The 26,389-nt window shown below is 36.5% G+C and carries 27 protein-coding genes and 1 pseudogene; 19 read left to right on the top strand and 9 right to left on the bottom strand.

The genetic code is table 11. The features are described from left to right. Positions 1–221 precede the first annotated feature (221 nt). The 3 genes from HUV91_RS08840 to HUV91_RS08830 all read left to right on the top strand — a co-directional run bounded on the left by HUV91_RS08840 (position 222) and on the right by HUV91_RS08830 (position 2,430). Positions 222–1,856, top strand: coding sequence for a mechanosensitive ion channel (locus HUV91_RS08840; RefSeq protein WP_174493157.1), 1,635 nt, complete (start codon positions 222–224; stop codon positions 1,854–1,856). 69 nt (positions 1,857–1,925) lie between these two features. Continuing rightward, positions 1,926–2,114 (top strand): hypothetical protein, encoded by a 189-nt coding sequence (locus tag HUV91_RS08835; RefSeq protein WP_165353064.1) that lies wholly within the window; start codon positions 1,926–1,928, stop codon positions 2,112–2,114. A 163-nt stretch (positions 2,115–2,277) separates the two neighbouring features. Further along, the gene (locus tag HUV91_RS08830) at positions 2,278–2,430 is read left to right on the top strand and encodes a hypothetical protein (RefSeq protein ID WP_174493156.1); all 153 of its coding nucleotides are present in this window, start codon (positions 2,278–2,280) and stop codon (positions 2,428–2,430) included. 89 nt (positions 2,431–2,519) lie between these two features. Here HUV91_RS08830 and HUV91_RS08825 read toward each other — a convergent pair whose 3' ends face one another. After that, positions 2,520–3,719, bottom strand: coding sequence for an NAD(P)/FAD-dependent oxidoreductase (locus HUV91_RS08825; RefSeq protein WP_174493155.1), 1,200 nt, complete (start codon positions 3,717–3,719; stop codon positions 2,520–2,522). Positions 3,720–3,910: 191 nt separating this feature from the next. Here HUV91_RS08825 and HUV91_RS08820 point away from each other — a divergent pair, with 191 nt between their 5' ends. Further along, on the top strand, positions 3,911–4,255 hold the full coding sequence (locus tag HUV91_RS08820) for a DUF4870 family protein (protein ID WP_130073915.1): 345 nt from the start codon (positions 3,911–3,913) through the stop codon (positions 4,253–4,255). A 49-nt stretch (positions 4,256–4,304) separates the two neighbouring features. Here the strand turns inward: HUV91_RS08820 and HUV91_RS08815 are convergent, their stop codons facing one another. From HUV91_RS08815 to HUV91_RS08800, 4 genes are all read right to left on the bottom strand, one after another. Continuing rightward, positions 4,305–5,171: a 1-aminocyclopropane-1-carboxylate deaminase/D-cysteine desulfhydrase gene (locus HUV91_RS08815; RefSeq protein ID WP_174493154.1), complete on the bottom strand. Its 867-nt coding sequence runs from the start codon at positions 5,169–5,171 to the stop codon at positions 4,305–4,307. Positions 5,172–5,253: 82 nt separating this feature from the next. Next, positions 5,254–6,375, bottom strand: a complete 1,122-nt coding sequence (locus tag HUV91_RS08810) for an HlyD family secretion protein (RefSeq protein ID WP_174493153.1) — start codon at positions 6,373–6,375, stop codon at positions 5,254–5,256. Between the two features lie 73 nt (positions 6,376–6,448). Further along, the gene (locus HUV91_RS08805) at positions 6,449–8,101 is read right to left on the bottom strand and encodes an MFS transporter (protein WP_174493152.1); all 1,653 of its coding nucleotides are present in this window, start codon (positions 8,099–8,101) and stop codon (positions 6,449–6,451) included. A gap of 11 nt (positions 8,102–8,112) precedes the next feature. Continuing rightward, complete coding sequence (locus tag HUV91_RS08800; RefSeq protein ID WP_130074051.1) at positions 8,113–8,661, bottom strand: TetR/AcrR family transcriptional regulator; 549 nt, start codon at positions 8,659–8,661, stop codon at positions 8,113–8,115. A 220-nt stretch (positions 8,662–8,881) separates the two neighbouring features. On the opposite strand from HUV91_RS08800, the gene HUV91_RS08795 reads away from it, so the two are divergent. The 5 genes from HUV91_RS08795 (at position 8,882) to HUV91_RS08775 (ending at position 11,900) form a co-directional block, all read left to right on the top strand. Beyond that, positions 8,882–9,505: a D-Ala-D-Ala carboxypeptidase family metallohydrolase gene (locus tag HUV91_RS08795; RefSeq protein ID WP_174493151.1), complete on the top strand. Its 624-nt coding sequence runs from the start codon at positions 8,882–8,884 to the stop codon at positions 9,503–9,505. 27 nt (positions 9,506–9,532) lie between these two features. After that, positions 9,533–10,177 carry a hypothetical protein gene (locus tag HUV91_RS08790; RefSeq protein WP_174493150.1) on the top strand — a complete coding sequence of 215 codons (645 nt, stop codon included), beginning with the start codon at positions 9,533–9,535 and terminating at the stop codon, positions 10,175–10,177. Between the two features lie 107 nt (positions 10,178–10,284). Beyond that, positions 10,285–10,449, top strand: coding sequence for an NF038215 family lipoprotein (locus HUV91_RS08785; RefSeq protein WP_174493149.1), 165 nt, complete (start codon positions 10,285–10,287; stop codon positions 10,447–10,449). Between the two features lie 151 nt (positions 10,450–10,600). Next, positions 10,601–11,182, top strand: a complete 582-nt coding sequence (locus HUV91_RS08780; protein ID WP_174493617.1) for a LysE family translocator — start codon at positions 10,601–10,603, stop codon at positions 11,180–11,182. Between the two features lie 19 nt (positions 11,183–11,201). Beyond that, positions 11,202–11,900 carry a hypothetical protein gene (locus HUV91_RS08775; RefSeq protein ID WP_174493148.1) on the top strand — a complete coding sequence of 233 codons (699 nt, stop codon included), beginning with the start codon at positions 11,202–11,204 and terminating at the stop codon, positions 11,898–11,900. 363 nt (positions 11,901–12,263) lie between these two features. Here HUV91_RS08775 and metG read toward each other — a convergent pair whose 3' ends face one another. Then, positions 12,264–14,321 carry a methionine--tRNA ligase gene (metG, locus tag HUV91_RS08770; protein WP_174493147.1) on the bottom strand — a complete coding sequence of 686 codons (2,058 nt, stop codon included), beginning with the start codon at positions 14,319–14,321 and terminating at the stop codon, positions 12,264–12,266. 164 nt (positions 14,322–14,485) lie between these two features. On the opposite strand from metG, the gene HUV91_RS08765 reads away from it, so the two are divergent. Both HUV91_RS08765 and HUV91_RS08760 read left to right on the top strand, forming a co-directional pair. Continuing rightward, the gene (locus HUV91_RS08765; RefSeq protein WP_174493146.1) at positions 14,486–15,286 is read left to right on the top strand and encodes a hypothetical protein; all 801 of its coding nucleotides are present in this window, start codon (positions 14,486–14,488) and stop codon (positions 15,284–15,286) included. A gap of 87 nt (positions 15,287–15,373) precedes the next feature. Continuing rightward, entirely contained in the window at positions 15,374–15,889 is a 516-nt protein-coding gene (locus tag HUV91_RS08760; RefSeq protein WP_174493145.1) for a hypothetical protein, read from the top strand. Between the two features lie 34 nt (positions 15,890–15,923). Here the strand turns inward: HUV91_RS08760 and HUV91_RS08755 are convergent, their stop codons facing one another. Next, positions 15,924–16,268, bottom strand: a complete 345-nt coding sequence (locus HUV91_RS08755) for a hypothetical protein (protein ID WP_174493144.1) — start codon at positions 16,266–16,268, stop codon at positions 15,924–15,926. Further along, positions 16,261–16,484: pseudogene (locus HUV91_RS16610) on the bottom strand (DUF6500 family protein). The gene HUV91_RS08755 and the pseudogene HUV91_RS16610 overlap by 8 nt, the downstream one beginning before the upstream one ends. 275 nt (positions 16,485–16,759) lie before the next feature. Between HUV91_RS16610 and HUV91_RS08750 the strand changes: the two are divergent. From HUV91_RS08750 to HUV91_RS08740, 3 genes are all read left to right on the top strand, one after another. Continuing rightward, positions 16,760–17,257 (top strand): hypothetical protein, encoded by a 498-nt coding sequence (locus HUV91_RS08750; protein WP_174493143.1) that lies wholly within the window; start codon positions 16,760–16,762, stop codon positions 17,255–17,257. Positions 17,258–17,492: 235 nt separating this feature from the next. Beyond that, the gene (apbC, locus tag HUV91_RS08745) at positions 17,493–18,764 is read left to right on the top strand and encodes an iron-sulfur cluster carrier protein ApbC (RefSeq protein WP_174493142.1); all 1,272 of its coding nucleotides are present in this window, start codon (positions 17,493–17,495) and stop codon (positions 18,762–18,764) included. A 65-nt stretch (positions 18,765–18,829) separates the two neighbouring features. Then, positions 18,830–19,186 (top strand): hypothetical protein, encoded by a 357-nt coding sequence (locus tag HUV91_RS08740; RefSeq protein ID WP_130073900.1) that lies wholly within the window; start codon positions 18,830–18,832, stop codon positions 19,184–19,186. A 3-nt stretch (positions 19,187–19,189) separates the two neighbouring features. Here the strand turns inward: HUV91_RS08740 and HUV91_RS08735 are convergent, their stop codons facing one another. Next, entirely contained in the window at positions 19,190–19,735 is a 546-nt protein-coding gene (locus HUV91_RS08735; protein WP_174493141.1) for a DUF2062 domain-containing protein, read from the bottom strand. A gap of 353 nt (positions 19,736–20,088) precedes the next feature. Here HUV91_RS08735 and HUV91_RS08730 point away from each other — a divergent pair, with 353 nt between their 5' ends. From HUV91_RS08730 to HUV91_RS08710, 5 genes are all read left to right on the top strand, one after another. Further along, positions 20,089–20,682 carry a LysE family translocator gene (locus HUV91_RS08730; protein WP_174493140.1) on the top strand — a complete coding sequence of 198 codons (594 nt, stop codon included), beginning with the start codon at positions 20,089–20,091 and terminating at the stop codon, positions 20,680–20,682. A gap of 114 nt (positions 20,683–20,796) precedes the next feature. Then, positions 20,797–21,366 (top strand): dCTP deaminase, encoded by a 570-nt coding sequence (dcd, locus tag HUV91_RS08725; RefSeq protein ID WP_130073897.1) that lies wholly within the window; start codon positions 20,797–20,799, stop codon positions 21,364–21,366. 345 nt (positions 21,367–21,711) lie between these two features. Continuing rightward, positions 21,712–23,082, top strand: a complete 1,371-nt coding sequence (locus tag HUV91_RS08720; RefSeq protein ID WP_174493139.1) for a hypothetical protein — start codon at positions 21,712–21,714, stop codon at positions 23,080–23,082. Positions 23,083–23,090: 8 nt separating this feature from the next. Then, on the top strand, positions 23,091–23,720 hold the full coding sequence (locus tag HUV91_RS08715) for a hypothetical protein (RefSeq protein WP_130073895.1): 630 nt from the start codon (positions 23,091–23,093) through the stop codon (positions 23,718–23,720). Between the two features lie 55 nt (positions 23,721–23,775). Next, positions 23,776–26,067, top strand: a complete 2,292-nt coding sequence (locus HUV91_RS08710; RefSeq protein WP_174493138.1) for a DUF6160 family protein — start codon at positions 23,776–23,778, stop codon at positions 26,065–26,067. Positions 26,068–26,389 lie beyond the last annotated feature (322 nt).

Here is a 26,389-nt window from a genome sequence, read left to right as displayed (position 1 = left end):
TTTTTATATACTTAAACGCTGAAAATTCATAATCGAAAACCCTAAATAACTCTAACAGCGTTCAGCTCGTTAGAGTTTTTAAATTTTATATTTGTTGTATTTATGCTGCTAAAAATTGAATAAAAAAACAACACAAGATAACGTGAGGGTGTGCTTTAAAAATGATCAAACGAAATTGAATTAAGCCACTTAAAACCTCAACATAAAAAAGGGGATAACAAATGAATGAATTTTTAGTTGCGCGTGGTGGTCATTTAGATGCCCTGTATTATTGGGAGCAATTTCAACCCATTATTGCTGCAATCGTTATTTTATTGGTGGGATGGATTATTGCACTGATTATTGCAGCAGGGATTAAAAAGATATTGACCAAGTTAGGCACAAACCAAAAATTGTCTAATGCGACAGGTCATCGTTCAAATATTGAAAATATTGTCTCGAGAGTTATTTTTTGGGTAGTGATGGTGATCGCGGTGATTGGTGCATTAAATGTACTCAATCTGAGCAGTATCAGCAGTCCATTTAGTAACATGATTCAGCAATTTTTATTGTTTATTCCACAACTTCTTGCCGCCATTGCGATCGGTTTTGTGGGTTGGATTGTTGCCAATTTAGTCAAAGTCGGGCTAAAAAATTTATTAGACCGTACTCAGCTCGATGAAAAGCTGAGTGCAGAAGTCGGTGTAAATCCAATTAGTCACAATATTGCAGATATTGTTTATTGGTTAATCTTATTGCTTTTCCTTCCCATTGTACTGTCAATTTTAGGTCTACAAGGCTTATTGATTCCTGTGCAAAATATGGTCAATGAGGCTATTTCTTATTTACCAAACATTTTCATCGCTGGTGTGGTTATTTTTGTTGGTTATATCTTAGCAAAAATTGTACGTGGCATTGTAGAAGGGTTAAGCAATAGTTTAAATCTACAAGCGCAAGCTGAAAAAATTGGTTTATTTAAAAATGGGAGTTTATCTAAACTACTAGGTTCATTTGTTTTTGCCATTGTGATGATTACGTCATTGATCGTGGCATTTGAAGCATTAGGCATTCAAGCGATTTCTCAGCCTGCTACCGCAATGTTGGCTGAAATCATGAATGCCATTCCGCATATTATTGCGGCAGGTCTGATCTTAATTGTGGCATATGTTGTTTCTCGCTTTGTTGGGCGTTTGGTTGCTGAAATCATTGCAGGGACAGGTGTAGATGAGATTCCTGCAAAACTCGATGTACAGCGTTTTCTCGGTCAAACCAAAATTTCATGCGTGGTTGGTTATCTGATTGTATTTTTTACCATGCTGTTTGCTGTATCAGAAGCAGCCAACCGTCTAGGCTTCGAGCAAGTCAGTGGCTTGATCTCGATGTTTATCCAGTTCGGTGCGGATATCTTACTCGGTGCTGTGATTTTAGTAATCGGGTTTTGGTTGGCAAACCTTGTGGCAAATGTGGTGCAACGCGGTGAATACAACAGTTCACGTTGGTTAGGTAATTTAGTTCGTATCCTGATCATGGGGCTTGTCATTGCAATGGGTCTACGTGCAATGGGTATTGCTGACTCGATTGTAAATCTAGCATTTGGCTTAACTTTGGGTGCAGTGGCAGTTGCGTTTGCTTTGGCATTTGGTTTAGGTGGTCGTCAACCTGCGGAGCGTGTATTGACGGATTTGATTGATAAAGCAAAGAAAGAAGGTAATAAACCGAATCCTTTGGCACAAAAATCAACAATAGCAAGTCCTGTAGAAAATCAAGTAACGACTGATACACCGACCATTGAATCTGAATATCAATCTACTTTAGATCAAGTAAAGCCTGCACCAGATTCAAATTCTGATTATCCGTTAAAAGATGACCTGAATTAACCTGTAATTTATGATGAAGATCGATCAGGATGTTCTGGTCGATCTTTTTATTTGAAAAATGAAACATAAATGAGGAGAAATAACGTGTCAAAAAAACAGCCGAATAAATTTATTGCTCCTATTGTGATTGCAGGAATTACAGTGGGGTTTTTAGTCAGCGCTTATAAATTTGTTTTTGCTAAGCCTAAAAAAACGCATACAGCAGAAATCATCCAGTCTGAAGAAACAGATGAAACAGCAAAAGCACCAGAAGAGTGAGAATATTCACAATATTTAAGTGAATATATAGAAAATATTTTGTACAAAATGTAGATAACTTTCTGTTTATTGGATAAATTTAAAGTATTCATATTTATTAAATAAATTGGATTTATATTAATGTGAAGTTTCAATAAAACATGAAATTTAAAAAGGAATTAAAATGAAAATTATTGCTTTTGTACATCATATTTATCAACAGATTTGTAAAGCTGACACAACCGAAAATACAGAATATGTATTGATGGATATTGCAATGCAACGTGTTGCAAACAATCAACAGATCATATTATTCAGAACAGATTATTTGGAGTAATTGTCAGCAGATCTTTTATGAAACTTCACACTTGGGGATGAAGTTTCATAAGGTCAACATCTAAAAGAGTGCTCTTTATTTATACCATATTACACATATTCTGAAGCTGCATGTGCTGAAGCCCAAGCCCATTGAAAATTAAAGCCACCTAAATGACCTGTTACATCTAAGATTTCACCGATAAAAAACAAGCCCTTTTGCTTTTTACTTTCCATGGTTTTTGAAGAAACTTCTGTGGTGTCGACCCCACCTAAGGTGACTTCGGCAGTACGATAACCTTCTGTCCCTGAGGGTTTAACTTCAAACTGATGTAGTTTCTGGGCAATATTTTCTAGTTTTTCATCACTGAGTTGTCCAATCGCTATCTCTGCAAATTCTGCCCAAATTAAGTTTTGCAGTTCAAGTACGACACTTTTGGGCAATAAGTCAGCCAACAGGGTGCGAAGCAGAACTTTGGGTTGTGCTTGTTTTTTAGCTTTAAAAAATGTGAATAATTCTTCTGAAGGTAAAAAATCGATTTTAAAGCTTTGTCCGACATTCCAATAGTTAGACAGTTGCAATGAACTTGGACCACTGAGTCCACGATGGGTAAATAACAGTGCTTCAGTAAAGCTATTTAATTCATTCGATAAGGTTGCTTCAACGGCATTCCCACTTAAACGCATGGTCACTTCTTTAAATTGATCTGAAAAAGTAAAGGGAACTAAGCCTGCACGTGTGGGAAATATATGATGGCCAAATTGTTGAGCAATTTTATAGCCAATGTCTGAACCACCGAGTGTTGGAATAGACAAGCCACCACTTGCCACCACCACAGATTGTGCTTGGAAGTAGCCGATATTGGTTGCGACTTGGAAATTTTGTTCATCAATGGCATTGACTGCTTTGACTTCACAGCTGGTTTTGATTTCGACCAAACCCGTTTTTTCACATTCATTGAGTAACATGGCTAAAATTTCTTTAGCGCCATTGAGTGTAAAGAGTTGCCCGTGTTTACGTTCTTCATACTCGATGCCATATTCACACACCATTCCAATAAAATCCCAGTTGGTATAACGGGTGAGTGCTGAAATGACGAAATGGGGATTATGCGAAATAAAATTTTCAGGCTCGACATAGAGATTGGTAAAGTTACATTTACCACCGCCAGACATTAAGATTTTTTTACCAATTTTGTTGGCTTTTTCCACGACTAAAACTTTGCGACCTCGTTGTGCGGCTTTGGCTGCAAGCATTAAGCCCGAAGCACCTGCACCAAGGACAACAACATCATAGGCGTTGGAAGACATAAATACACTCAAATCAAAATAGGAAAGCAGGGCATTATAGACAAAATGCCATGAAATTTCAGTGATCACAGGATGAAATAAAAGCCGTAAGTTAAAACAAATTTGCAAATAATATTTTTTTGTACGACAGCTTAAATGAAACTTAAAATGTTTTGTAGTATAAATAGTGTACATAAATATAAGGTAAAATCATGAATCATTTAACAAAGACAGATGCAGAAATTGCATCTTTAAAACAATATAATCAAATCACATATATTTTGTATCTTGCAGGTTATGTGGTCGGTTTTACATGGCTTATTGCAATTATTATGAACTATGTTAAACGTGATGATATGCGTGGTACATGGCTAGAAAGTCATGTGAATTATCAAATCAAAACCTTTTGGATCAGTTTGGTAGGCTATATCGTAGGTGCACTTTTAGCCGTTGTTTTGGTTGGTTTTGTGATTTTATTGGTTGTATTTATTTGGGATGTTTATCGTTTAATCAAAGGTTTGATTGCTTTGAATGATAATAAGCTCGTGCAAAACTAATTCTACGGTCATTTGATTTTTAAGTGGCGATTTGCAATTAAACAGTAGCTTATAAAGATCTACCTTGTAAACCGCCGCTATGAATCACCAAAATTCGGCTGTTTTTTGCAAAATAATGTTGACTAATCAAATCAAAAATACCCAAAAGCATTTTTCCTGTATAGATGGGCTCAAGTGGAATCTGATATTTTTTTTGAAAATTTTCAATAAATTGTAAGAGTTCAATGGTCGTCTTGGCATACCCACCACAGCAATAATGATCTAAAATTTTCCAGTTTCTTTTTTCTGTCATCTGTGCGACATTGGTGCTGAGAAAATCTCCTTTTAACGCGGAAAATCCTAAAATTTGTTGTTGTGCTGTACTGGCTTCGATTAAACCTGTGATCGTGCCGCCTGTACCCACCGCACAACAAATTACATCGTAAGTATTTAGGTCATTCGCAGATAATATTTCAGTACAACCTTGGATGGCAAAAGCGTTTGTTCCACCTTCAGGAATGATATAACTGTTTGGATATTGGGTTTCAAGTGCATTTAAATAAGCGGCACTGTCTTTTAAACGATAGTCTTTACGTGACACAAAGTGAAGTTGCATACCCAATTTTTGTGCTGTCGCAAGCGTATGGTTGAGTGGCTGAGTGGCAAGTTCCTCACCACGAATGATGCCTATACTTTGAAAGCCAAAGCGATTTGCAGCATAAGCCGTAGCCGCAATATGATTGGAAAATGCACCACCAAAAGTGATCAGTGAGGTTTTGCCTTGTTGTTGGGCTGCTAAAAAGTTGTATTTCAGTTTAAAAAATTTATTGCCTGAAATTTGCGGATGAATCTGATCAAGCCGCCGAATAGTCAGTTGAATAGGTGCATCAACAAAAATCTGCTGATCTGTAATACCTTGGGCAATATCATCAAACATGTACAGTGATCATCAAAACAATTTAAGCCTATTGTAACCATTAAAAACCTTAGGCTTTAAAAAGATATTCTGACATACCATGCTAAGAGTTTGTATCGACACTTGTGACCACTGACATTCCTGGACGTAAATGCTCTAAACCTTTTTGATTGGCATCAATCGCGATACGCACAGAAATTCGTTGTACCACTTTGGTAAAGTTACCTGTTGTATTATCTGCTTTAAGCACACTAAATTCTGAGCCTGTGGCAGGTGATATTTCTTCAACTTTTCCTGTGAATTTTTGATGATTCATTGCATCAACAGTAAATGTTGCAGTTTGACCAATTTTCATTTTGGCAATTTGGGTTTCTTTAAAGTTTGCAGTCACCCATCTTTGTTGTGGAATCAGATACATCAGTTGTGTACCTGCGGCAACATATTGTCCAACCCGAGGATTGACTTCACCTAATTGTCCATCCATGGGTGCACGAATTACACTATAGTCTTTGGTGGTCACGGCTTGGTCGAGTTGTGCTTTGGCATTGGTCACTTGAGCAGCCAAACCAGTTTCAGAAACTTGTGCTGTTTTGAGGGCTTGCTGTGTCACTAGCACATTGGCTTGAGCTTGTTGAAGTAAGGCTAAATTATTTTTTGCATCTGCGGCGGCTTTGTCTTGTTCAGACTTTGAAGCGGCACCACTATTGCCGAGTTGTTGATAGCGTTGCTGTTGTGCGATTGAGAGTTCATAAGCTGCGCGCGCTTGTTCAACTTTGGCTTGTGCTGCCACAATATCTGCTTTGCGTTGTTCGATAGTTTGGGTTTGATTGGATAGATTATTTTGTGCTTGATCTACACCTGATTTTGCTTGTGTGACTTTTTGATCATAGGTTGTAGTGTCAATGTGCATCAGTATTTGACCTTGTTTAACATGATCAAAATCGGTGACAAGGACATCTTTAACATAGCCATTAATTTGTGAGGATAAAACCGTGGTTTTACCTTTGACATAACTATTTTCGGTGGACTCAATAGCACTTTGAAATGGACCAATTTTCCAAGCATACATGATCAAAGCAATGCCCATTAACAGGACAATGAACATGAAAAATAACGTACGTTTGGCTGTGGGAATCAATTTACTCGATGGCACAGCTTGTGGTGCTGTCGGTGTCGTCTCTTTTTCTGTGGTCGTGCTTTGTTCACTTTTTTGATCTTGGCTCATGGTTATACTCATTCATTCAATCTATTCAATCTGCTGAAAATTGGATCTGCTCCATCTAAGTTGGCAAGTAAAGCTAACTGCTATTATTGAGTACTTGCTGTTTTTTATTTTGATAATACGTTCGTGCAATATTGAGGCTACCCCAAATCAGCAATAAAATTGCAAAGATTCCATTTAAAGCAATCACATCGTTATAGGCACGTACTTGTGCTTCACGGCTAATAATTTGGTCTAAATTTCGTTGTGCTTGAATATCTTCTAACTTTGGATCTAACGTATATTGACTGGCATTTTTTTCATACAAAGCCAAACGTTGTGCAACCACAGGATCGGTTTGAGATAAATCACTCATCAATTCTACTTTATAATTTTGAGTGCGATATTGTTGATATGTTGAAAAAAATGAGTTGCCCACTAAGCCACCAAAACTTTGTGTTGCAGAAAACAACACAATAAAAGTGACCATGTGCGAAGGACCTTTTTGCAGTGCATTGACTATACCTGTTAATAACAAAGGTCCAATAAATAAGCCACTGGCAAAACCCATGAGAAATTGGCTTAAATAAAAATTTTCAGGACGGACATCACTGGTCAGATGATAATCTAAAGCACAAGCAATCAGTACCAAAGACACTGCAAATAGCAGATGCCACACAATCCGCTCACGTTTAAAAGTCAAAGCGCTGAAAATAGTACCAGAAGCAATCGCAAGCAAGATCACAATATATAACGATACAAATTGATCAGGTCCCATACCCATCGCTTTAAGAAAATTCACCGCTGCATAGCTTTGCTCAGACATTAAAAAACGGATTGCAAATGCACCTAAAATAAAGCGCAATGTAGAGGATGTCCCTAGCCAACGTGTGATGATCAGGGGATTGACCCGAAAGTGCTCATAGGTCAGTCCAATCATTAACAAGGTAAAACCTAGAATCAGTACATAACCTAACCATTTTGCTTCAAACCACCACACGATAGGACCTTGTGTGAGCACAATACAGATGAGCGCGAAAGCAGGTGCAAGCAAGGCAAAAGTGAAAAAATCTTGTTTTTCAAAGACAGCAATACGCAAGCTACGAGGGAGTTTGAGTGACACTACCATCGCTAAACAACATAGTGCCAAGCCTAGTTCAAAGGTATAAAAAATTGACCAATCATTGACATCCACAATATACGGGGAAATGATCCACGCAATCGGTATACCTAACTGTTGAAACCCTAAGGCTAAATACAGCCCACGACCAAAATTGGCACGTTTAAAGGCTTGCATGATGTAATACATGCCTAATGAACTTAAGGGTGCGGCAACTAAACCACTGATTACACGAACAAAGACCGCCATTTCAAAGGTGTGTACAAAAATATGTAGCACTAAGGCACAGATGAACAGTACGAGTCCAACTTCTGAAAAAAGTCTTAACCCATATTGTTGTCTCGCCTTGAATAAAACCAAGTTTGAGCTGATATTTGCCATGACATAGGCAGCAGGAATCCATGCTGCTTGTGTTGGTGTAAGAGAGTATTCACCTTGAATTAAGGGTAAATTGGCTGTAATAAAACCATTACTTAAGCTACCCATCAGCGCAACAAATAAACCAATAAAGAAGTATAAAAACTTTTTTGGCATTGAATGCGCAATTGCAGCTGGAGAACCCGGTAAAGTAGGGCGTTCTTCAGGCGTCCAATCAGGTGCTGGTTCAAGTAAACGAGGTGTACGATCCATGGGATGCTAACTCAGGCTTTAATACCGCTGATTAACAATTCAACAGCACGGGTAGCCAGTTTGATTTGTTCATCATCAGTTAAGCCTTGAAAAGATGCTCGTAATATCGCTGTCGCTAAACCATAATCTTTAGGTGTTAAATCAGCACGACACACCCCATGTTTGATTGCACAATCAATGAGAGGTTGTAAGATCTCATCACGCTTTTTATAAAGGTCGACTAAGACAGGGTCTTGCCGTTCGATGACTCGCCAATATTCCATTAAAGCCGTTAAATAGGGCAAGTTATGCACATGATTTTGAATCAATAAAATAAAACCATCAGGACGATCAGCAAATTGTGCTGCACGTTCTTCTAAGCGCAGCAAAGCTTGTTCCATCAAGGCGATGACTAATGCTCTACGGTCTGCAAAATTACGATAAAAGGTTGCACGTCCAACATTTGCTTCATCCATGATCATTTGTAGTGGCGCACGAATACCATGTTTTCTAAAAATAGTCAGGGCTGCATCAAGTAAGATTTCTCGATTTTGAGCGGCTTGTTGTTGGCGTTTAAGCATAATTGGACGATGACGCAAAAGGTTTAGCTATATTTAACGGACATTTTTGTCCGTTGTAAATAAAAGGCTCTGTACTTTTTTGTAAATGAAAATATGTTTTTATATCAAAACTATCTAAAATATTTGAGCTAATCTATTGATTTAAAATAACTAGAGTATTCATATTGTGAGCAAAATCAGAATAAAAAATTTTATCCGAAGCAGTTTTATTCTAAGCAGTATGCTTTTACTGATTAGTTGTTCAAAACAGCCCAATCTAGAACAGCAAAATAGTCAAAAAGGACAAGAAAACTCAGCATTAAATGCACAATATCAGGCATGGAAATCAAAGCAAGACCCAAATGCTTTAAAACAATATCAGCTCTTTTTTGCTGGTTTTATGAAAGCACCACCTCCATTGATGGAGTTAGTGACCAATCGAAACTTTGTACCGAAAAGTTGTGAGCATGTACGCTTTAGTATTCCACCCAAAAAATATTGGAATAATCTCAAATCAAGTTTAATACTATTAGAAAAATTACATCAAAATGAATATTTTAAAACCTATACGATTACAGCGACTTATCGAAATCCTGAATTAAATCGCTGTGTCGAAGGTGCTAAAAAAAGTAAACATCTACAAAATTTTGCAGTGGATTTTCATATCTTAAATCCTAAAGAAACACACAAAGCCGACAGTCAAAAATTGCAAAAAAAATTATGTGATTTTTGGCGCAAAGAAGGGAAGCGATATAAAATGGGATTTGGCATATATGGCAATAACCGTTTTCATATCGATACCCAATCCTATCGGACGTGGGGGAAAGATTACACTGTAAAATCATCGCCGTGTTTAAATAATTAAGCTCATTCACAATAAGGAAAATATACGATGCGGTGGCACTATAAAACATTTGTGGTCATGGTGATTTTGATGAATAGTCATGTGGTTTTAGCAAAGAATCAAATTAAACCGATTGCCTATGAAGCAGATCCTCAAGCACAGGTTTTAGGGCAGGCAGGTCAAATCAAAATCCAACGAGAATTTTGCAATACGGAGGGTTATAACTGTGACTATGTTTTATATGATGCTCAAGGTCATCGTGAAGTTTTAATCGAAGATTGGTCGAGAACAGCCAATGTGTATCAGTTTAGTCCAACGTTAATGGGTTTTTTATTGGGTGCAACGGGTTCAGGGCATATTTTAACGGTGATTAATGCACAGAACCAACGGAAAGACTATACAGATTTTCAAGCGATCAATGAGGCTCAAAGCTGTATGGTAAGTTACGAAACAGGCTTAAAAAATATGCCTCATTCATTGGTATTTTATAGCGTGCCTGATTTTAGAGTACGTTTAGTCTTAAATAATAAAGTACCGCAATTTAAAAAATTCAGTACATTATCAAATGTAAATTTTGAGACGAATGGTGATTTTAGATTTGAATATACTTATACGATGGATCATGAATTGGCAATTCAAAATGTAGTTGTGCAAAATCCTTGTGCTGCAAATTATAGAATTGTGATGGATTAACGAATTTCATTTTGTATAAAATTAAAACAATTTAGTAATCTTTATTTGCTGTACTTTTAATCAAAGCTGCTATGCTGCATGGATAAGAAAATGACAGGGGATATGTCATGAAAAGAATATCGATCACATTCAGTTTATTATTCACTTTTATTTTAGTCAGTTGTAGCGCACAAGAATCGACAGCTCAGAAAATGCAGGAACAATCTCGTACTATGATCATCGGGGGGGTACCTGTGCATGACAAAGATTATCGTTTGCTTGCCCAAAATTAATTTTTCAGATTGATTTTGAAAATTTATAGAGGGAAGAAAATATAAATAAGTTCGTTATTTCTTTTTAGTATCGGTTAAAATAGCTCAAAATTTAATTTAGGTAGATTTCGTGGAATCTTTGATTGTTTTAGGCTCGATTACCTTAGCACTGATGTTGGGTGCAATAAGTCCGGGTCCTACATTTATTTATGTAGCAAAAAACTCGATTGCGATTTCACGTAAGCATGGTCTTTTTACTGCTTTAGGTACGGGTACAGGCGCAGCGATTTTTGGCTTGTTGGCAGTGATGGGTTTACAGGCAATTTTACTTGCTGTGCCCTCTGCATATTTGGCTTTAAAAATCTGTGGTGGTCTGTATTTGCTTTATTTAGCTTATAAAATTATTAAACATGCCAAAGAGCCGATGGAACAGGCAGATGGTGTAACTGCTGTAATGAGTTATCAACAAGCGTATCGTTTAGGTTTGATTACGCAGATGAGTAATCCGAAAATTGCGATTGTTTTAGCCAGTATTTTTACTGCACTTTTACCGAAAGAGATTCCAAGTTATTTTTATGTAGTTTTACCAATGCTATGCTTCTTTATTGATGCAGGTTGGTATTCACTCGTTGCAGTTGCTTTGTCTGCCGAAAAGCCGCGTCGTGTGTATTTGAAGTTTAAGAAAGTGTTTGACCGTGTTGCAGGTGGGGTGATGACGGTGCTTGGCTTGAAATTAATTTTTGGGATGAAGTAATCCATCCATAAGGCTAGCAATGAATCAGAATAAAATTGAATTACTTGCATCGGCAAATTGGACACGAACCAAATGGGACTTAAGCTGGCAATCAATTATTGAATTGTCTGAGCTTTTGCCCAAAGTAGGTGAATGCTATGAGATTACCTTACAGGATTCTGAAGCTGAGCAGACTCAAAATGGTCTTTATGATTTGCTTTGGCTTCCACCTCATGCTGAACTTAATGGTCTAGATGATCGACCAACTGAGGTATTGAAAGCGCATGTAATAAAAGCTGAACTGGTTGAAGGGGAATGGCTTAGAAATGAATATGGGTATTTAACTGAGAAAAAATTTAGGGTGAAAATAATTTCAGTTCATCGAATAATTGAAATTTTATCTCAGCTTCATGTATCTAATGATAAGCGCTTAGAAGGTTATTTTAATCTAGATAGATCTAAAATTTCTTATTATGAATGGGATGATTATTTGTATGTGACACAAAGTGCCGAATATGTGAAAGATGAGTTTTTATTTGTGAAGAATAGAGAGGGATATTCTCTCATTTTTATGAATAATTCGGTGAGTTATAGCTATCAATGTGAAGTGTGCAAAGTAGAATTAACGCCTCTACAGAATATTTTTATACAAAATTTATTAAAAATGGGTGAAAAACTGAGGTCGATTTCACAAATATCAGTTGCTGATAAGCAAGTACAAGGTGCGTTATATTATTAACAATCAAATAGAATTAAAAGAATTAATTGATGTCTTAATTTTCAGAGATGCTGAAAATTAGAGACATATTGGTTGACTTTTATAAATGACAATTATTGTAACTTTGGATTTTGATCATTTTGGTAGTGAGTGGCATAGTCAAAATTTTTAGATGTTTGAGAGTGATTTGAGCCTCTGATATTTTAAGTGATCTACTCGAAGTAAACATGTAATAAAACCGCTAAAACATTTATTTTAAGTAAATTATGGAAAACTTTTTACATGTTTAATTTGTACATATTACTTAAAATATAATTAATGAAATTTCATGTTTCATAAAAAACCCCTACATCAGTAGAGGCTTTTTATCTAAGATTTAAAATCTTAAGACACTTTATCGCCTGCTTTAGCGCCGCTCTCAGGTGAAATCACCCAAACACCTTCGCCATTACCTGCAGCTAAAACCATACCGTTAGAAATCCCAAAACGCATCTTACGAGGTGCAAGGTTTGCCACCATCACCACCAATTTACCTTTTAAATCTTCAGGTTGGTAGAACTCACGAATACCGCTAAATACATTACGTGGTTCAGCTTCGCCTACATTTAAAGTCAATTGAAGCAACTTGTCAGAACCTTCAACCGTAGCAGCATCCAAAACTTCCGCTACACGTAGGTCAACTTTCATAAAGTCGTCGATACCGATAATTTCAGCTTCACCCACTTTAGGCTCAGCTTTCTTCTCTTTGGCTTTCTCTTTTTTCTTTTCAGCTTTTGGCGCTTCAGCAGGTGCACCTAAAGATTCTTTAGATGCATCCACCATGGCCGCAACCGCTTTCGGGTCAACACGTTGCATTAACGGTTGGAACTGTGCAATTTCATGATCAACCAAAATGCTTTGAGCTGAAGCAAAGTCGAAAGATTCAAGTTTTAAGAAGTCTTGAACTTGTGCTGCAAGTGTCGGTAACACAGGTGCAAGGTAAACCGCCAATTGACGGAACAAGTTAATACCGACAGAACAAACGTCATGAACTTGTTGCTCTTCGCCTTCAATCTTCGCAAGTGCCCATGGTTTTTTCTCATCAATATATTGATTGGCACGGTCTGCAAGTGCCATGATTTCACGGATTGCAGTCGAAAATTCACGTGCTTCATAGGCTTTAGCAATCGATGTCCCTGCATCAATAAAACTTTGTACCAACTCAGGCTCTGCACAAGTCGCAGATAATTTATTGTCAAACTTAGTATTGATGAATTTTGCACAACGGCTGGCGATGTTTACCACTTTACCAACCAAGTCAGAATTTACTTTTTGAACGAAATCATCAAGATTTAAATCAGAATCTTCAACTTTATCTGACAAACGCGATGCGAAGTAATAACGCAAATATTCAGGGTTTAAATGCTGTAAATAGGTTTCCGCTTTGATGAACGTACCACGAGATTTTGACATTTTTTGACCATTGACAGTCAAGAAGCCATTCACAAACAAGCTTGTCGGGGTGCGGTAGTTGGCACCTTCTAGCATTGCAGGCCAGAACAATGCATGGAAGTAAACGATGTCTTTACCAATGAAGTGATACACCTCATTTTGTGAATCTTTTTTCCAATAATCATCAAAACTTAAGTCAGGACGTTTGGTTTTGATGTAGTTTTCAAAACTTGACATATAACCAATCGGCGCATCGACCCAAACATAAAAATATTTGTTTGGTGCATCAGGAATTTCAAAACCAAAATATGGCGCATCACGCGAAATATCCCAATCAGACAAACCTGCTTCAAACCATTCATCTAATTTGTTGGCAATGGACACAGGTAAGCGATTTTCATCACGTGTCCATTTTTGCAAATATTCTGAGAAATTTGGCAGTTTAAAGAAGTAATGATCAGATGATTTTTCTACAGGCGTTGCACCGCTCAAGGTTGAGCGAGGGTTTAATAATTCTGTTGCGTTATATGTTGTACCACAAACTTCACACGAGTCGCCGTATTGATCTTCTGCTTTACATTTTGGACAAGTCCCCTTAATGAAACGGTCTGATAAGAACATTTGTTTTTCAGGGTCAAACAACTGTGTCACAGGACGAATTGCAATATTGCCTGCTTCACGGTTTTTGATATAAATCTCAGAAGAACGTGCTTTATTTTCGTCACTGTTGGTTGAATCATAATGGTCGAAATGTACGCCGAAGCCATCAAAGTCACGGATATGTTCTTTTTGCACATTGGCAATTTGCGCTTCAGGTGTAATCCCGTTCGCTTCTGCACGCAGCATGATGGCTGTTCCATGTGCATCATCCGCGCAGACATAAGTCACGTTATGACCCATTGCACGCATGGCACGAACCCAGATATCTGCTTGGATGTAACCGAGTAAATGACCCATATGAATAGGACCATTTGCGTATGGAAGGGCGTTAGTGACTAAAATATTTCGCACGGATATAACTCTCTTTCTCAAAGTTAATGCAAGGGCATTGATTTTAGCGTAATTGCTAGCAAGATGCACAACAGAATAGGTGAAATGTTTTTTAAATCACTTTTTTGTCTTATGAATACATTATGATATTGAGTCTTGCCTGATTTCGGAAAAGTGCTAAGACCATGATTTATGATGACGATTTTGATTTTGACCAACCTGTCACCCGTATTCCACAAAATAAAGGCAGCCAGCAACAACTTGGAAAACAGATCTTAAAAGAAGCACAGTTCTATCTTGAAGAGATTGCAGAAGATGAACATGGCTATTTACAGAAATGCTTACATCAATTGGCAGAGGAGGAGCCTTATTTTGCTGTACTTGCAGACGAATTAAATCAGGAATTGGATGCGAAGGTCGCCAATGATGCATTGTATTTACTGTATTTTTGGCAGGATATTCATCGCGTTGAAGATTTAAAAAGCTTTAATCTTTTAGAAGTGGTCAATACCGAGCATTTTCAAACTGAATTTTTTCAAGTATTCGATCGCTTAGAAATCGGTGACAATAAAGCATTACGCAAAAATGTGATTCAAGAAGCATTTAAATTGTACGAACTGGGTTTTTATGCAGGTTGTGCGCCAATATTGTATGCACAATTGGAAGGTTTGCTCACTGATATTTTGCTTCAACATGGTTATTTAAAACAGCAAGACAGTAAATTTGTCGATGTCTATAAAATTGTACCTGGTTTAAAAGGTCATGAAATTAAGAGCTTGTGGCATAAGGCAAAAATTGCGCATGAGCTAAACCCGTATTTCTCAGAACTTGCTGCCTATAAAATGGATACCAGTTCTATAGTCACAGCAACACGGCATAATATTTTACATGGCACTGATTTAAATCATTTTAATCAAGGGCGTTGTTTTGTCTTGTTTATTTGGTTGTTTGGTGCAATCAGTTTTATGGGGGCAGTTAAATCTTAAGCAAATTCACTTAAATTTCACATTTCTCTCATATAAATCACAATTTAATCAGGCAGAATAAGACCAAGTTCAAAAAGGATCATAAAAATGAGATCTTGGTCATTGTTATTTTCGGCATTTTTCGCCAGTATCGTGTCGGTATTTAGTCTTGTGATCCCTTTTTGTTTATTTTTAAACTTTTACCATGGCGATTTATTTGTGGCTGCTTCAGCGCGTAGTGCACAACGGGGTATAGAAGTTATGCTCTATCTCACGCCTTTTTTAATGATCATGGCATTTGTTGGTTTTTGGCTGATGTTCAGGTTTTTAAAAATTCCGCATAAAATATTTGAAATACAACGTTTTTTCACTGTCATACGTTGTTTTGGCATCGTTTGGTTGGGTTTGATTTTCTTGTGTCAATTTCTGGATGGCAGAATGGCTGAAATCATGGAAAGCCTGATTTTTGCGATCATCAGTCTGAGTGTTTTTGCTGTACCCTTGTTGATTGGTATTTGGAGTGGAAATTATATCTATTTGAAAATATTAAATAAAAAATGGGTGTTTAAACCTGCTTTGCCATTGTTCCGAAAATATAAACGATTACAGTTTCCACCACTATAAAAATGACAAATAACCTCTTATTTCACATTGCATTTTATTGAAATTGACCTTGTTCAATAGTTTGAATCAGTATTGAAACTTGCTGTTTCAGTGTATTTATTTTTCTAAAATTTTTACTGAATAATGGTTTTTCCCAGTCCATATTGTTAATCACGACTATACGGAAAAATCCTTGTCGAGTGCCAAAAGGGTTATACCAACCGACATCGATGATCAAATCTTTTTGAGGAAATTCAATTTGTAATAAATCCTCAGATAATTCATAGAAGGATTGTGAGTTTAACTGATAAGCATCACTGAGCCATGAAAGGGTATTGTATGTCACAATGGCTGAATGTAACTCAATTCCCCACCAATGGTTTTCTAGAAGTTTATTCATCCATTTTATTCTGAACCAAAAGCTTAATTTTGATAGCTTTTTCAAAATGATCTAATTTGTGGGTTTGAATCCACCAGGTTGCAACTTGCATTAAAGTTTTGGGGTCATCATTTTTATTGGCAAAAACGCATAAAAGGACAGTCCGACATTTTCACCTTTCGTCGCAATTTTTTCATTGCAGATCGCAAGCATTTTGTAGCTTATTTCAGGTGTCATGAGTTATTCCATCATGATCATATAGAAATATAGAATTTGGTATCTTATCTTAAAATTGAAAAAGTTCAGCGCAATAAATGATTCGTTAATGATTTAAAAATAGATTATAAATAATAGAGTAGCAAAAAGTTACATACGTAACATTGCGTATGGTATTTATTGCAAATTGCTGTGTAATAATTCATCACTGTAAAAAACAGTGTATAACTAAATCATTGATAAGCATTGTTAAGCTTAAAATTTACAGCATACTGATACTATCAGAGGATAATGACATGACAATTGAAAAAAAAGTGAATGATTTAAAAGAAAAAGCATCTGAGTTAAAAGATGACCTTAAGTTGAAAGCAGATGAGGCAAAACTTGCAGGTGAAAAAGCAGTTGATGATGTCAAGCATGAAGCAAAGGCAGCGCAACTTACAGGTGAAGAAAAACTAAATGATTTAAAACATGATCTTAAACAAGAGAGTGCAGAACAGTCAGATGCTGCACATTCACAGTTAGAGGATGCTAAAGCCAAATGGAGTGATGCACAGCAGCAGGCACAGGAAAAATTAGAGCATTTGAAAACTGAAGCATCACATAAGTTTGAAGAGGCTAAACTTAAAGCCAATGAACTGAAGCAAGAAGCATCGGTCAAGTTTGATGAACTCAAAGCACAAGCAACAACGAAATTTGACGAATTAAAAAAAGCTGCAACTGAAAAAATTAATTCATTCAAAAAAGAGGATTCGGCAAAAGTGGATGAGCAAGATAAAGATCAGCAAAAGTGATTCCAAATTTAGTTAAACGATTTAAAAAGCACCTATTAAGATTGATCAGGTGCTTTTTTATACTCAGGATTTATTTTTATTCATTTTTGATGATGAAAATAAAACTAAAACCAACCAAATGACTAAGATTTATAAGTACATTCAAAAAGCTTGATATAACTTCACTTAACCTAAGCTTCATTTACAGATAGACTATAGGTGTTTTAGGTGCATTTTCACTTTTTGGAGCAAATATATGTCGTGGCTTTCTTCTTTAAAATCGGTTTTTTCTCCTGCACAAGAGGTGAAAGAGGAAGAAATCCAACATGTGCTTCAAAATTATATTTTGCCAAACTCAAAAAATGCCTTAAAAGATCGTATTACACAGGTCAATGTACAAGGGCAAGTTTTACAAATTACGATTAATACTTTTCCTGAGGAAGCTGAACATTTACAAAAAATTCATGATGATTTGGCTGATGCTTTGGAAAAATGTGGTATTCAAGAATTGAATATGCATGTGATCCAACAAAAAATTCAACATGATCATAAACACGGTCATAGCTGTTCAAGTGATCAACATGGCAAAGAAGGTCATAGCTGTTCTTCTAAACCACAAACTCAGAATCAAAGCCAAAAGTTACCGCCTGTCGTTGATGCTTCAGCACCGCAGCCACAAGCTGAAAATGATCCCAATAATCCGCCTATCCAAAAAGCCGCACCCCAACAACGTGATGTACCTAAGCATCCACGGATTCAAAATGTCATCTTGGTGTCTTCAGGTAAAGGTGGTGTAGGTAAATCGACAACGACTGTAAATTTAGCTTTGGCTTTACAAAAATTAGGGCTAAAAGTCGGTGTGCTCGATGCGGACATCTATGGACCGAGTATTCCTACTATGCTTGGAAATTCGGGGCAAACCCCAATGATTGAAGCTGAAAATTTTGTCCCGCTTGAAGCTTATGGCATGGCAGTGCTTTCTATTGGGCATTTGATTGGTAAAGAAAATACACCTGTCGCTTGGCGTGGACCAAAAGCAACAGGCGCTTTAATGCAGCTCTTTAATCAAACATTATGGCCTGACTTAGATGTGCTGATGATTGATATGCCACCAGGTACAGGGGATATCCAATTAACGATGGCGCAGCGTATACCAGTGACAGGAGCAGTGATTGTAACAACACCGCAAAACGTTGCATTAATGGATGCGGTAAAAGGCATTGAATTATTTAATAAAGCACAAATTCCAGTGATAGGTGTAGTCGAAAATATGTCTACACATATTTGTTCGAACTGTGGTCATGAAGAGCAAATTTTTGGTACAGGTGGCGGCGATCAACTTGCGCAACAATATGATATTCCACTGCTTGGACGTTTACCTTTAAATGTGCAAATTCGTGAAAATGTAGATGCAGGTAAGCCTTCTGTGGTGGTTGGAGATGATGCTGCACCTCACTATATTGCGATAGCAGAAAAAATTGCCCAATCACTGACTAAAGTCGAAAAAGACCCACAAAGAATTTTCTGATATTGTCATCCTACGCCTTGCTCTTTGTCATGGCGTAGGCCAATGATGAACTGTGGGATCAGACGATGAAAAATTTAAATTTACTCAATAATAAAGTATTTATGAGCCTTGCCAATACAGCGAATGGTGATGTGAATGGTGCAACACGGTTTTATTACACACAAAAAGGTAAAGTTATTACCGCAAAATATGAGGGTGGTGTGGTACAAATTGGCTCAATTATCGGGCAAATGCTGTCTGATGATCGCTTTGAAATTTGTTATCAACATTTAACAGTTTCGGGTGAATTACGTACAGGAAAGTGTCAAACAAAAATCGAATTATTAGAAAACGATGTCATCAAACTGGTTGAAAATTGGCAATGGTTAAATGGTGATTTATCCACAGGATATTCTGAATTGATTGAAGTAGTCTTGAATTAAAAATCAGTCTAACTTTAAATGTCGATTTTGCCATTTGCGCACGACACTCCAACGCCAATAAATACGTGTACCGAGAAAAAATAAAATCGCAAACAATAACGCTTCAAAAAATAAACCTGTGGCTAAGATTTTAGCTAAACTAAAATCAATATGCCCATGACCAAAGTTTTGAATCCAATGAATAATTTGATGAAATACACCTAGAAGCATGTCTTGATTGATCATTTTCACCTGATAAATTTTTGCACCAATCCAAAAGGCAAAAATGAGAATAGGAACAACCGTAAATGGGTTCATAATCCAAGCCAAGAGTAAGGCAATAGGCAAATTCGCCTCAAACATTAAGACTGTTAAAATAATTAAAGCACTATGTAAGGGAATTGGCAGGATACCCCAAAATGTACCAATAAACATGGCATTGGAAATAGAGCGACGATTCACATACCAAAGCTGTGGGTTCAATGTATGTTGACCGAAAATTTTCATAATTTTCAGATGATTGACTTTTTCAGGGGAAGGAAGCCATGATTTGAAAAAACGTTTTGCCATAATCATTGAACGTAAATCGTAAGAGGTTATTGTGCATGATTGTTTATAAAAACAATAGGAAAATGTTATTTCTCTAAAAATATGAATAAATCATAATAAGCTCAGCTGAAAAATGGCTTAAAAGTACAGAATATTCAGTTTTTTGCATAAATAATGTTCAAAAATAAAAGTTTATCTCGATTGTTACTATAAAGTGACTTAAAAGTAATAAATTGTAAATATTTTTTATTTTATTGATATTTAATATTATTTTCAATATTTTTCCAAAATTTAGATCTCTACTTACAATTATTTTTTTGATAAGTCTGAGCAACTGATTTAATCTGCGCTCAATGATTTAGTGAGGTCATTTAATGATTTCATGGTTTTTTATTGGGCTCATTGTCACCATTTTATTGACTCCGGGTCCGACCAACACATTGTTGGCATCTTCTGGCATCCAAGTGGGGGTGCGTAAATCTCTAAGCCTGATTCCTGCGGAAGCATTGGGTTATTTTATTTCGATTACGATTTGGGGTGCTTTGATTGGCAGTTTAGCCAAACAATTTCCGATGATTCCTGTCATTTTAAAATTGTTTAGTGCAGTATTTATTATTTATTTAGCATTTAAACTTTGGCATAAGGCAGAGCGACAGCCAGATTATTCTCAAGCGACTATTCGCCCAAGCGCATTATTTTGTGCAACTTTGCTGAATCCAAAAGCCTTACTTTTTGCATCTGCAATTTTTCCAAGTTTTGTTTGGCATAATTTTGCTGCTTATGTATCACACATGCTCGTTTTCTTGGTTTTAATTATTCCCATTGCGTTCTTTTGGATCTTTTTAGGGAAAAAATTAACTTCAAATAAAATTGCTTGGCTTAACCCATTTAATATGCAGCGCACAGCTTCTGTAATCTTGTTCGGATTTTCTGTGCCTATTGGTTATTCGGCAATTTTAAGTTTATAGAAATTTGTATGAATATCATGCAATCCTGAATTTTAAAGCGCTTAACATTTCAATCAAACGCATTTTAAGTTAAAGTACGTTCAGTTATACAGTTAAGCATTTTGGGAAAAATACATGGCAATTAAGTCTGATCGTTGGATTCGTGAAATGAGCGAAAAACACGGGATGATCGAACCGTATGCTGAAAACCAAGTTCGTTTAGATGCAAATGGTGAAAAGCTAATTTCATACGGTGTATCTAGCTACGGTTATGATGTTCGTTGCGCACGTGAGTTTAAAGTATTTACCAATGTGCACTCTGCAATTGTCGACCCAAAAAACTTTGATGATAAAAGCTTCATCGATATCGAATCTGATGTGTGTATTATTCCACCGAACTCATTCGCTTTAGCACGTACCGTCGAGTATTTTCGTATTCCACGTAATGTTTTGACGGTTTGTTTAGGAAAATCAACCTATGCACGCTGCGGCATTATTGTAAATGTCACCCCGCTAGAACCAGAGTGGGAAGGTCATGTAACTTTAGAGTTTTCAAATACTACAAACTTACCAGCACGTATTTATGCAGGTGAAGGTGTGGCACAAATGCTCTTTTTTGAATCTGATGAAGTCTGTGAAACCTCTTATAAAGACCGTGGTGGTAAATACCAAGGTCAAAGAGGTGTGACTTTACCTAAGGCTTAAAAGCTCCTTAGCATTTAAAAGCAAGTGTCACTCACTTGCTTTTTTTGTATATAAATATTAATTCAGCACACACGATTTTATCGTGGGAATGTGGATTTTATTTAAATGTAATATATTGATTTAATTTATGATTTTTTATATAAACATACGTTTGTCGGAAAAATGGACGATAAATCGTATTTTTTTTGCATTTGATAAATTTTTCAGCATAATGGAAAATGAGAAAAGGTTGGCAGAATTGGATTATTGCCCTATTTGAACAAAAAGATGGTCATTTGTTCAAAACAAAGAAATTTTAGAAAAATAAAATATGGTGCGGAGCATTGTATACATAGGAAGGTCAAGATGACTAAGCTCGGTTATACAGTAAACTTGAAAAAGACGGTACTGGCTTCACTGCTAGGACTTGGGTTATCACAGTCATGTTTTGCCTTAGAAGCATTGACTGATGAAAGCTTGAGTGAGGCAACAGGTGAAGGCGTGGCCTTTTTACCTGAAAATTTTAAAATGGTATTCCAAAAAGCTGAAGATAATGTGGCAAACCCACAAGCATCATGGGGCGATCGAACAAAAGATACAGGTTTAATCCGTATCATTCCCGTCGGTCCATTAACTTCAGTTGCAACGAATGCAGGTGCTAAAAAAGCAGATATTTTCTTGTATGGTTTAGCACTTTCTCAAAATGATAATAATGTAACGACACGTTTTAGTAATGTCGGTGTGAGTTCTGGCACAGAAAAAAATCCATGGATATTGAGTGTTGATACCAAAAATGTTCCAAATTTTGCAGGTACGTCAAAAGATCTAAGTTATTTACAATTAGAAGCACCTTTAGCGCAAGTGGGTATTCAGCCTTTAAATACTCAAACGATTAAATTAGGTCTATGGGGTGATATTTTTGCGCGTAACCAAACAACAGCTGGTTCAACATCTGCTGTGAACCCTGATACAGGTGCACCAATAGATTCAAAAGGCTTAGAAGAAAAGCTTCGTGTCCAAATGATTGCAAATGGTTTGCTATTAGAAGGTTCTCAAATACGCCTATTTCAAACTTTAGATGGAGCAACAACAGGGACAGGCGGGTTATCATCAACCTATAATAATACTTTAGGCGCTGGACTATTATTGCGTCTAAATACGCATTTTAATGCAGATGGTGGTACTTGGGTAGATAAAGTATTAAGAATCAGTACCCGTGAAACCACGGGTGCAGCTAAAGACTTAACGACGCCTGCGATTGATGGTGGGGCAGCAGCAGTCTTTGATGCAAATGAAGGTCTATATATATATAGTCCAAATATCAATCTTGTTTTAGGAAGTATCTATCAACCTTTAATTATTGATACACCCGATGGAAAAAATCTCAGTTTAGAATTGACACGTATTCCAAATCAAGCAGCCGTATATAATAAAATTTATACTGATTATGGCAACCTAGATAGTACCACTTATACCGGTTCAACGTGTAACGTACGTTATTGTGGTACTACAGTTTCAATAGGTGGTGCTAATTATCAAGGAACAACCGCAACGCATAGTAGTATTTCTATTGGTAAAGTTGCGTTTTCAAATAATGATAGAATCATGAATGCAGATAAAGTATCAACGACTTCAGGCATTGTGATGAAGGGCACAGGCGCAGATGTCAATTTAGGCTCTGCCGTCATTGATGGTTTATTAATTCAGCATTTTAAAATGACCACTACGGGTTTATAAGGAGCTTAATGATGAAAATAGTATTGAGTTCTTTGTTACTCTTGGTTTCAACCGCACATGCAGGGTTGATAGGATTAGATAATCAAACATTGAGTGAGATCAATGGTCAAGGTGGTGCAGATTTAAGTTGGACATTGTCTTTAAATCATAAGGCAACCACTGATGGTTCTTTATCTAGAGTATATGAATGTTCTGGTGATACTGCTTATTGTCGTTTAGCAATTTCACCGAATAATCGTAAAGATGGCTCAGGAAATATACAGTGGTTGGTCTTTAAACAATTGCAAGGAACTTTACAGTTAGAAAAATTCCAACTAGATGGAGTTTCTTTGGCACAAACGGGTGATGGTAGTCGTACAGCACTTCAATTACGTTTTGGTGATGATGGTGCAACAACGCCAACTTATTTTCAGCCTTTAAAAATTCGTAATTTTGGTTATGCAGCCTTACAGATTGAGACAGATAGTACCACCCAAAAAGGTTATTTAAACAATACAACTTATGCTGCCAATCATGCTTCTGTTTTTGATCAAGGCAAGGAAACAGGCTTTACAGGTCTAAATATGCATGGAAATTTAGCAATCGCAGGAACGCTTAAAATTTTTGGTTGTAATGGTTCGAGTGCTTCACGTTGCTAAAAAAACCGCTTATCAGCATTTAAGCGAAAATAAATGTCACAGGTAGGGATAAGTGATGAGAAAAAAAATAATACAGTTAAATATTTTAACGTTGAGTATTTTATGTGCGCAACATTGTTTTGCATTGCAAGAATTAGAAGATAGTTCTTTGAGTGAGATCTCCGGTCAAGATGGTATCAGTTTACAGATTGAAGCAAACAAAGTTCAAATTGGAGAAGTAAATTGGAAGGATAGTACGCAAACCACGACAGGTGCGGACGACGTACTGAATGTGAGTATGCGAAATATCGAAACTACCCCTTATGGTTCCGGTGGGCTAAGTGCAAAATTTACTGCGGATGTGGGGGGGAAACCAGGAGCAAGTGCGACAGCATCGAATGGTTTAGGTTTAAGTGCAGTTTTTGGACCTGCAACGATGCATATTGGTAATTTGGCTGTATGCCCTAATGGTGCGGGTATTACTGCAGATTGTACAGGGGCTGGCAGTCAGTCTTTAGGTGCATTAACTTTTCAGAACCGAAAGGATTTAACCTTTTCTTTAGAAACTCAAAATGGCTTGTTTAATGGGGGGAGTCCAGTCTCTTTAGGTTTTGGCTTAAAAAATGCAAATCTTTTTTATACATTAAATAATGCGACTGAATATAATCAACTCATATTTAAAGACTTTAACTTTAATTTTGCTGGAAATGGCTATTTGTATATAGACCCAGCGGAAGGTTTGGTTTTATCCACCAATAAAAAGAATGAGACTTCGAATATAAATAGAGTTGTTCTTGCTGATGTCGATGACCCTGATTTTTCTGGTAAGAAACAACCAGGTCTTAATTTAGATTTACGCTACAAAAAAAATGTAGGTTCGGATTATAAAGCCTATCAGGCAACAGGATTAGACTCTAATATTTCAAGTTTTGGTCGAATTGGTGCCTCAGGCACATTAAAAAATGCATATATAAAAGTTAATGGTACACAAGACTCAACTTTAGGTGCAGCAACTTCGGGATCAGCAAATACAGGCACGGGTAATTTAGCGGGTAAAGGTGGCTTACATCTACAAATGAAAGCTGATTTTGAAAATGATGCGGCAAGTACCCAAAAAACGTATTTTGATATAGGAATGTCAGGTAAAAATGCGTATGTTTTACGTTATGGTAATTTAACACCTTTACAAATTCGAAGTAATACAGCGACAAGTCTAGCTTTGAATAGTGATTCGGCATTTATAGATTTCGGTGATGTTTATATCAATGCTGCGCAGACCAATACGATTGATTTTCCTATTAGTGCACTTTTAAATAAGATATATGCTAGAAATTCATCTGCTGCTGCTTCAACACTGAAAACAGCTTTGTATAACACGCCAGGTTCTACGCCATCAAATGCTTTAGTTGTTGCTGTGCGGGGCATGGACTTTCAAGCTATTGCACGTCAAGGATTATTTGTCGCTGATAACAGTATAATAAATCCTGTAACGAATGCAGGGAGTTCATGGGGCTTAGGTCTACCTATTTATAACTTGAATGCAAACCTTGGTATATATGGTGTAAAAGATGCAAATAATAATAAGCAGAGTATTGGTTTTGGCTTAAGCATGAGTACAGAGGGACGTAACAGTACAGGTTCTCAAACGACTTCCATTTTATTGATTGATGGTGCAAAAAACCAATTTAATAACAATGAAACAGTAAACTATTATGCAGGTTTAAGAAATATTAATTTACTTGCAGACTTAACTGGAAATATAAGTTTTACGACTAGTGGATTATGGTTATCTGTACCAAAATTAGTCGCTGCTTTAGATGCAGAGTTGGCTGTTGGACAATTACCAGGCTCTCGTGTTGTTTCATCAACTTGTAAGGATTCTACTGCAAGTAATTGTTTTGTTGCGAGTGATAGTTTCAGTAAAAATACCGATGTATTATTTGGTCTTGCTGCACGTATAGATGGAACAGCAAATTTGGTTGTCGCACCAAGTAGCGGATCAGGCTTATCGATTTATGGTGATATTGCTTTAAATGCAGATCAGTCGGGGAATACTAATCGAAATTATTTAAGAATAAGTGATAAATCGGGTAGTACAAGTGCAGACTCACCATCTCAATTAGGCTTGGAAAGTCTTTCTGGTAATATGAGATTGGATAGCAAGTTAAATATGAATGCTACAACGGTAGAGTTTACCAATTCTGTAAATCTAAATACGACAAAAACACCTGTAAATGTTTTACGTGCAGATGTAAATTTATATCCTAAAAATACAGGCAGCACAGTATTACCTCCAGCCCAAACTTTGGGACAAATTGTCATGACAGGTGGAAATATCCGTAGTACTTTGGGAATCTCTCCACGATAATCTAATTGTAGAGTTCCTTTAAAGCGCCGTAATCGGCGCTTTTTTATGTTTAAAACTTTTTAAAATAAACGTATTATTTTTTGCTTTTAAATAGTGTATTTTTATAAGAAAATGTATTTTTTTGTTGTAAATTTTTTAATTTATTAAAAATATCAGTAATTTATTTTTATTTATTCTGTTGTTGATGCTGTGACCATCGGTTTAGATGTGAGATAATTTTGAATATAGGCTATATATTTTTCGCAGTTTTAAAGTAAGGCTGATCTACACAAATTAATTTTCGAGCATGTGAACTGAAGTTAACTAATTACTTTTATTGCAT

It is taken from the genome of Acinetobacter sp. Marseille-Q1623, from assembly GCF_902809895.1.
Classification (GTDB): domain Bacteria; phylum Pseudomonadota; class Gammaproteobacteria; order Pseudomonadales; family Moraxellaceae; genus Acinetobacter; species Acinetobacter piscicola_A.
This window is presented reverse-complemented; position numbering and strand designations above follow the sequence as displayed.

Excerpts from the sequence above, each read along its gene's own strand:
- HUV91_RS08840 (WP_174493157.1), top strand. The coding sequence starts at position 222 with ATGAATGAATTTTTAGTTGCGCGTGGTGGTCATTTAGATGCCCTGTAT.
- HUV91_RS08835 (WP_165353064.1), top strand. The coding sequence starts at position 1,926 with ATGAGGAGAAATAACGTGTCAAAAAAACAGCCGAATAAATTTATTGCT.
- HUV91_RS08830 (WP_174493156.1), top strand. The coding sequence starts at position 2,278 with ATGAAAATTATTGCTTTTGTACATCATATTTATCAACAGATTTGTAAA.
- HUV91_RS08825 (WP_174493155.1), bottom strand. The coding sequence starts at position 3,719 with ATGTCTTCCAACGCCTATGATGTTGTTGTCCTTGGTGCAGGTGCTTCG.
- HUV91_RS08820 (WP_130073915.1), top strand. The coding sequence starts at position 3,911 with ATGAATCATTTAACAAAGACAGATGCAGAAATTGCATCTTTAAAACAA.
- HUV91_RS08815 (WP_174493154.1), bottom strand. The coding sequence starts at position 5,171 with ATGTTTGATGATATTGCCCAAGGTATTACAGATCAGCAGATTTTTGTT.
- HUV91_RS08810 (WP_174493153.1), bottom strand. The coding sequence starts at position 6,375 with ATGAGCCAAGATCAAAAAAGTGAACAAAGCACGACCACAGAAAAAGAG.
- HUV91_RS08805 (WP_174493152.1), bottom strand. The coding sequence starts at position 8,101 with ATGGATCGTACACCTCGTTTACTTGAACCAGCACCTGATTGGACGCCT.
- HUV91_RS08800 (WP_130074051.1), bottom strand. The coding sequence starts at position 8,661 with ATGCTTAAACGCCAACAACAAGCCGCTCAAAATCGAGAAATCTTACTT.
- HUV91_RS08795 (WP_174493151.1), top strand. The coding sequence starts at position 8,882 with ATGCTTTTACTGATTAGTTGTTCAAAACAGCCCAATCTAGAACAGCAA.
- HUV91_RS08790 (WP_174493150.1), top strand. The coding sequence starts at position 9,533 with ATGCGGTGGCACTATAAAACATTTGTGGTCATGGTGATTTTGATGAAT.
- HUV91_RS08785 (WP_174493149.1), top strand. The coding sequence starts at position 10,285 with ATGAAAAGAATATCGATCACATTCAGTTTATTATTCACTTTTATTTTA.
- HUV91_RS08780 (WP_174493617.1), top strand. The coding sequence starts at position 10,601 with ATGTTGGGTGCAATAAGTCCGGGTCCTACATTTATTTATGTAGCAAAA.
- HUV91_RS08775 (WP_174493148.1), top strand. The coding sequence starts at position 11,202 with ATGAATCAGAATAAAATTGAATTACTTGCATCGGCAAATTGGACACGA.
- HUV91_RS08765 (WP_174493146.1), top strand. The coding sequence starts at position 14,486 with ATGATTTATGATGACGATTTTGATTTTGACCAACCTGTCACCCGTATT.
- HUV91_RS08760 (WP_174493145.1), top strand. The coding sequence starts at position 15,374 with ATGAGATCTTGGTCATTGTTATTTTCGGCATTTTTCGCCAGTATCGTG.
- HUV91_RS08755 (WP_174493144.1), bottom strand. The coding sequence starts at position 16,268 with ATGAATAAACTTCTAGAAAACCATTGGTGGGGAATTGAGTTACATTCA.
- HUV91_RS08750 (WP_174493143.1), top strand. The coding sequence starts at position 16,760 with ATGACAATTGAAAAAAAAGTGAATGATTTAAAAGAAAAAGCATCTGAG.
- apbC (WP_174493142.1), top strand. The coding sequence starts at position 17,493 with ATGTCGTGGCTTTCTTCTTTAAAATCGGTTTTTTCTCCTGCACAAGAG.
- HUV91_RS08740 (WP_130073900.1), top strand. The coding sequence starts at position 18,830 with ATGAAAAATTTAAATTTACTCAATAATAAAGTATTTATGAGCCTTGCC.
- HUV91_RS08735 (WP_174493141.1), bottom strand. The coding sequence starts at position 19,735 with ATGGCAAAACGTTTTTTCAAATCATGGCTTCCTTCCCCTGAAAAAGTC.
- HUV91_RS08730 (WP_174493140.1), top strand. The coding sequence starts at position 20,089 with ATGATTTCATGGTTTTTTATTGGGCTCATTGTCACCATTTTATTGACT.
- dcd (WP_130073897.1), top strand. The coding sequence starts at position 20,797 with ATGGCAATTAAGTCTGATCGTTGGATTCGTGAAATGAGCGAAAAACAC.
- HUV91_RS08720 (WP_174493139.1), top strand. The coding sequence starts at position 21,712 with ATGACTAAGCTCGGTTATACAGTAAACTTGAAAAAGACGGTACTGGCT.
- HUV91_RS08715 (WP_130073895.1), top strand. The coding sequence starts at position 23,091 with ATGATGAAAATAGTATTGAGTTCTTTGTTACTCTTGGTTTCAACCGCA.
- HUV91_RS08710 (WP_174493138.1), top strand. The coding sequence starts at position 23,776 with ATGAGAAAAAAAATAATACAGTTAAATATTTTAACGTTGAGTATTTTA.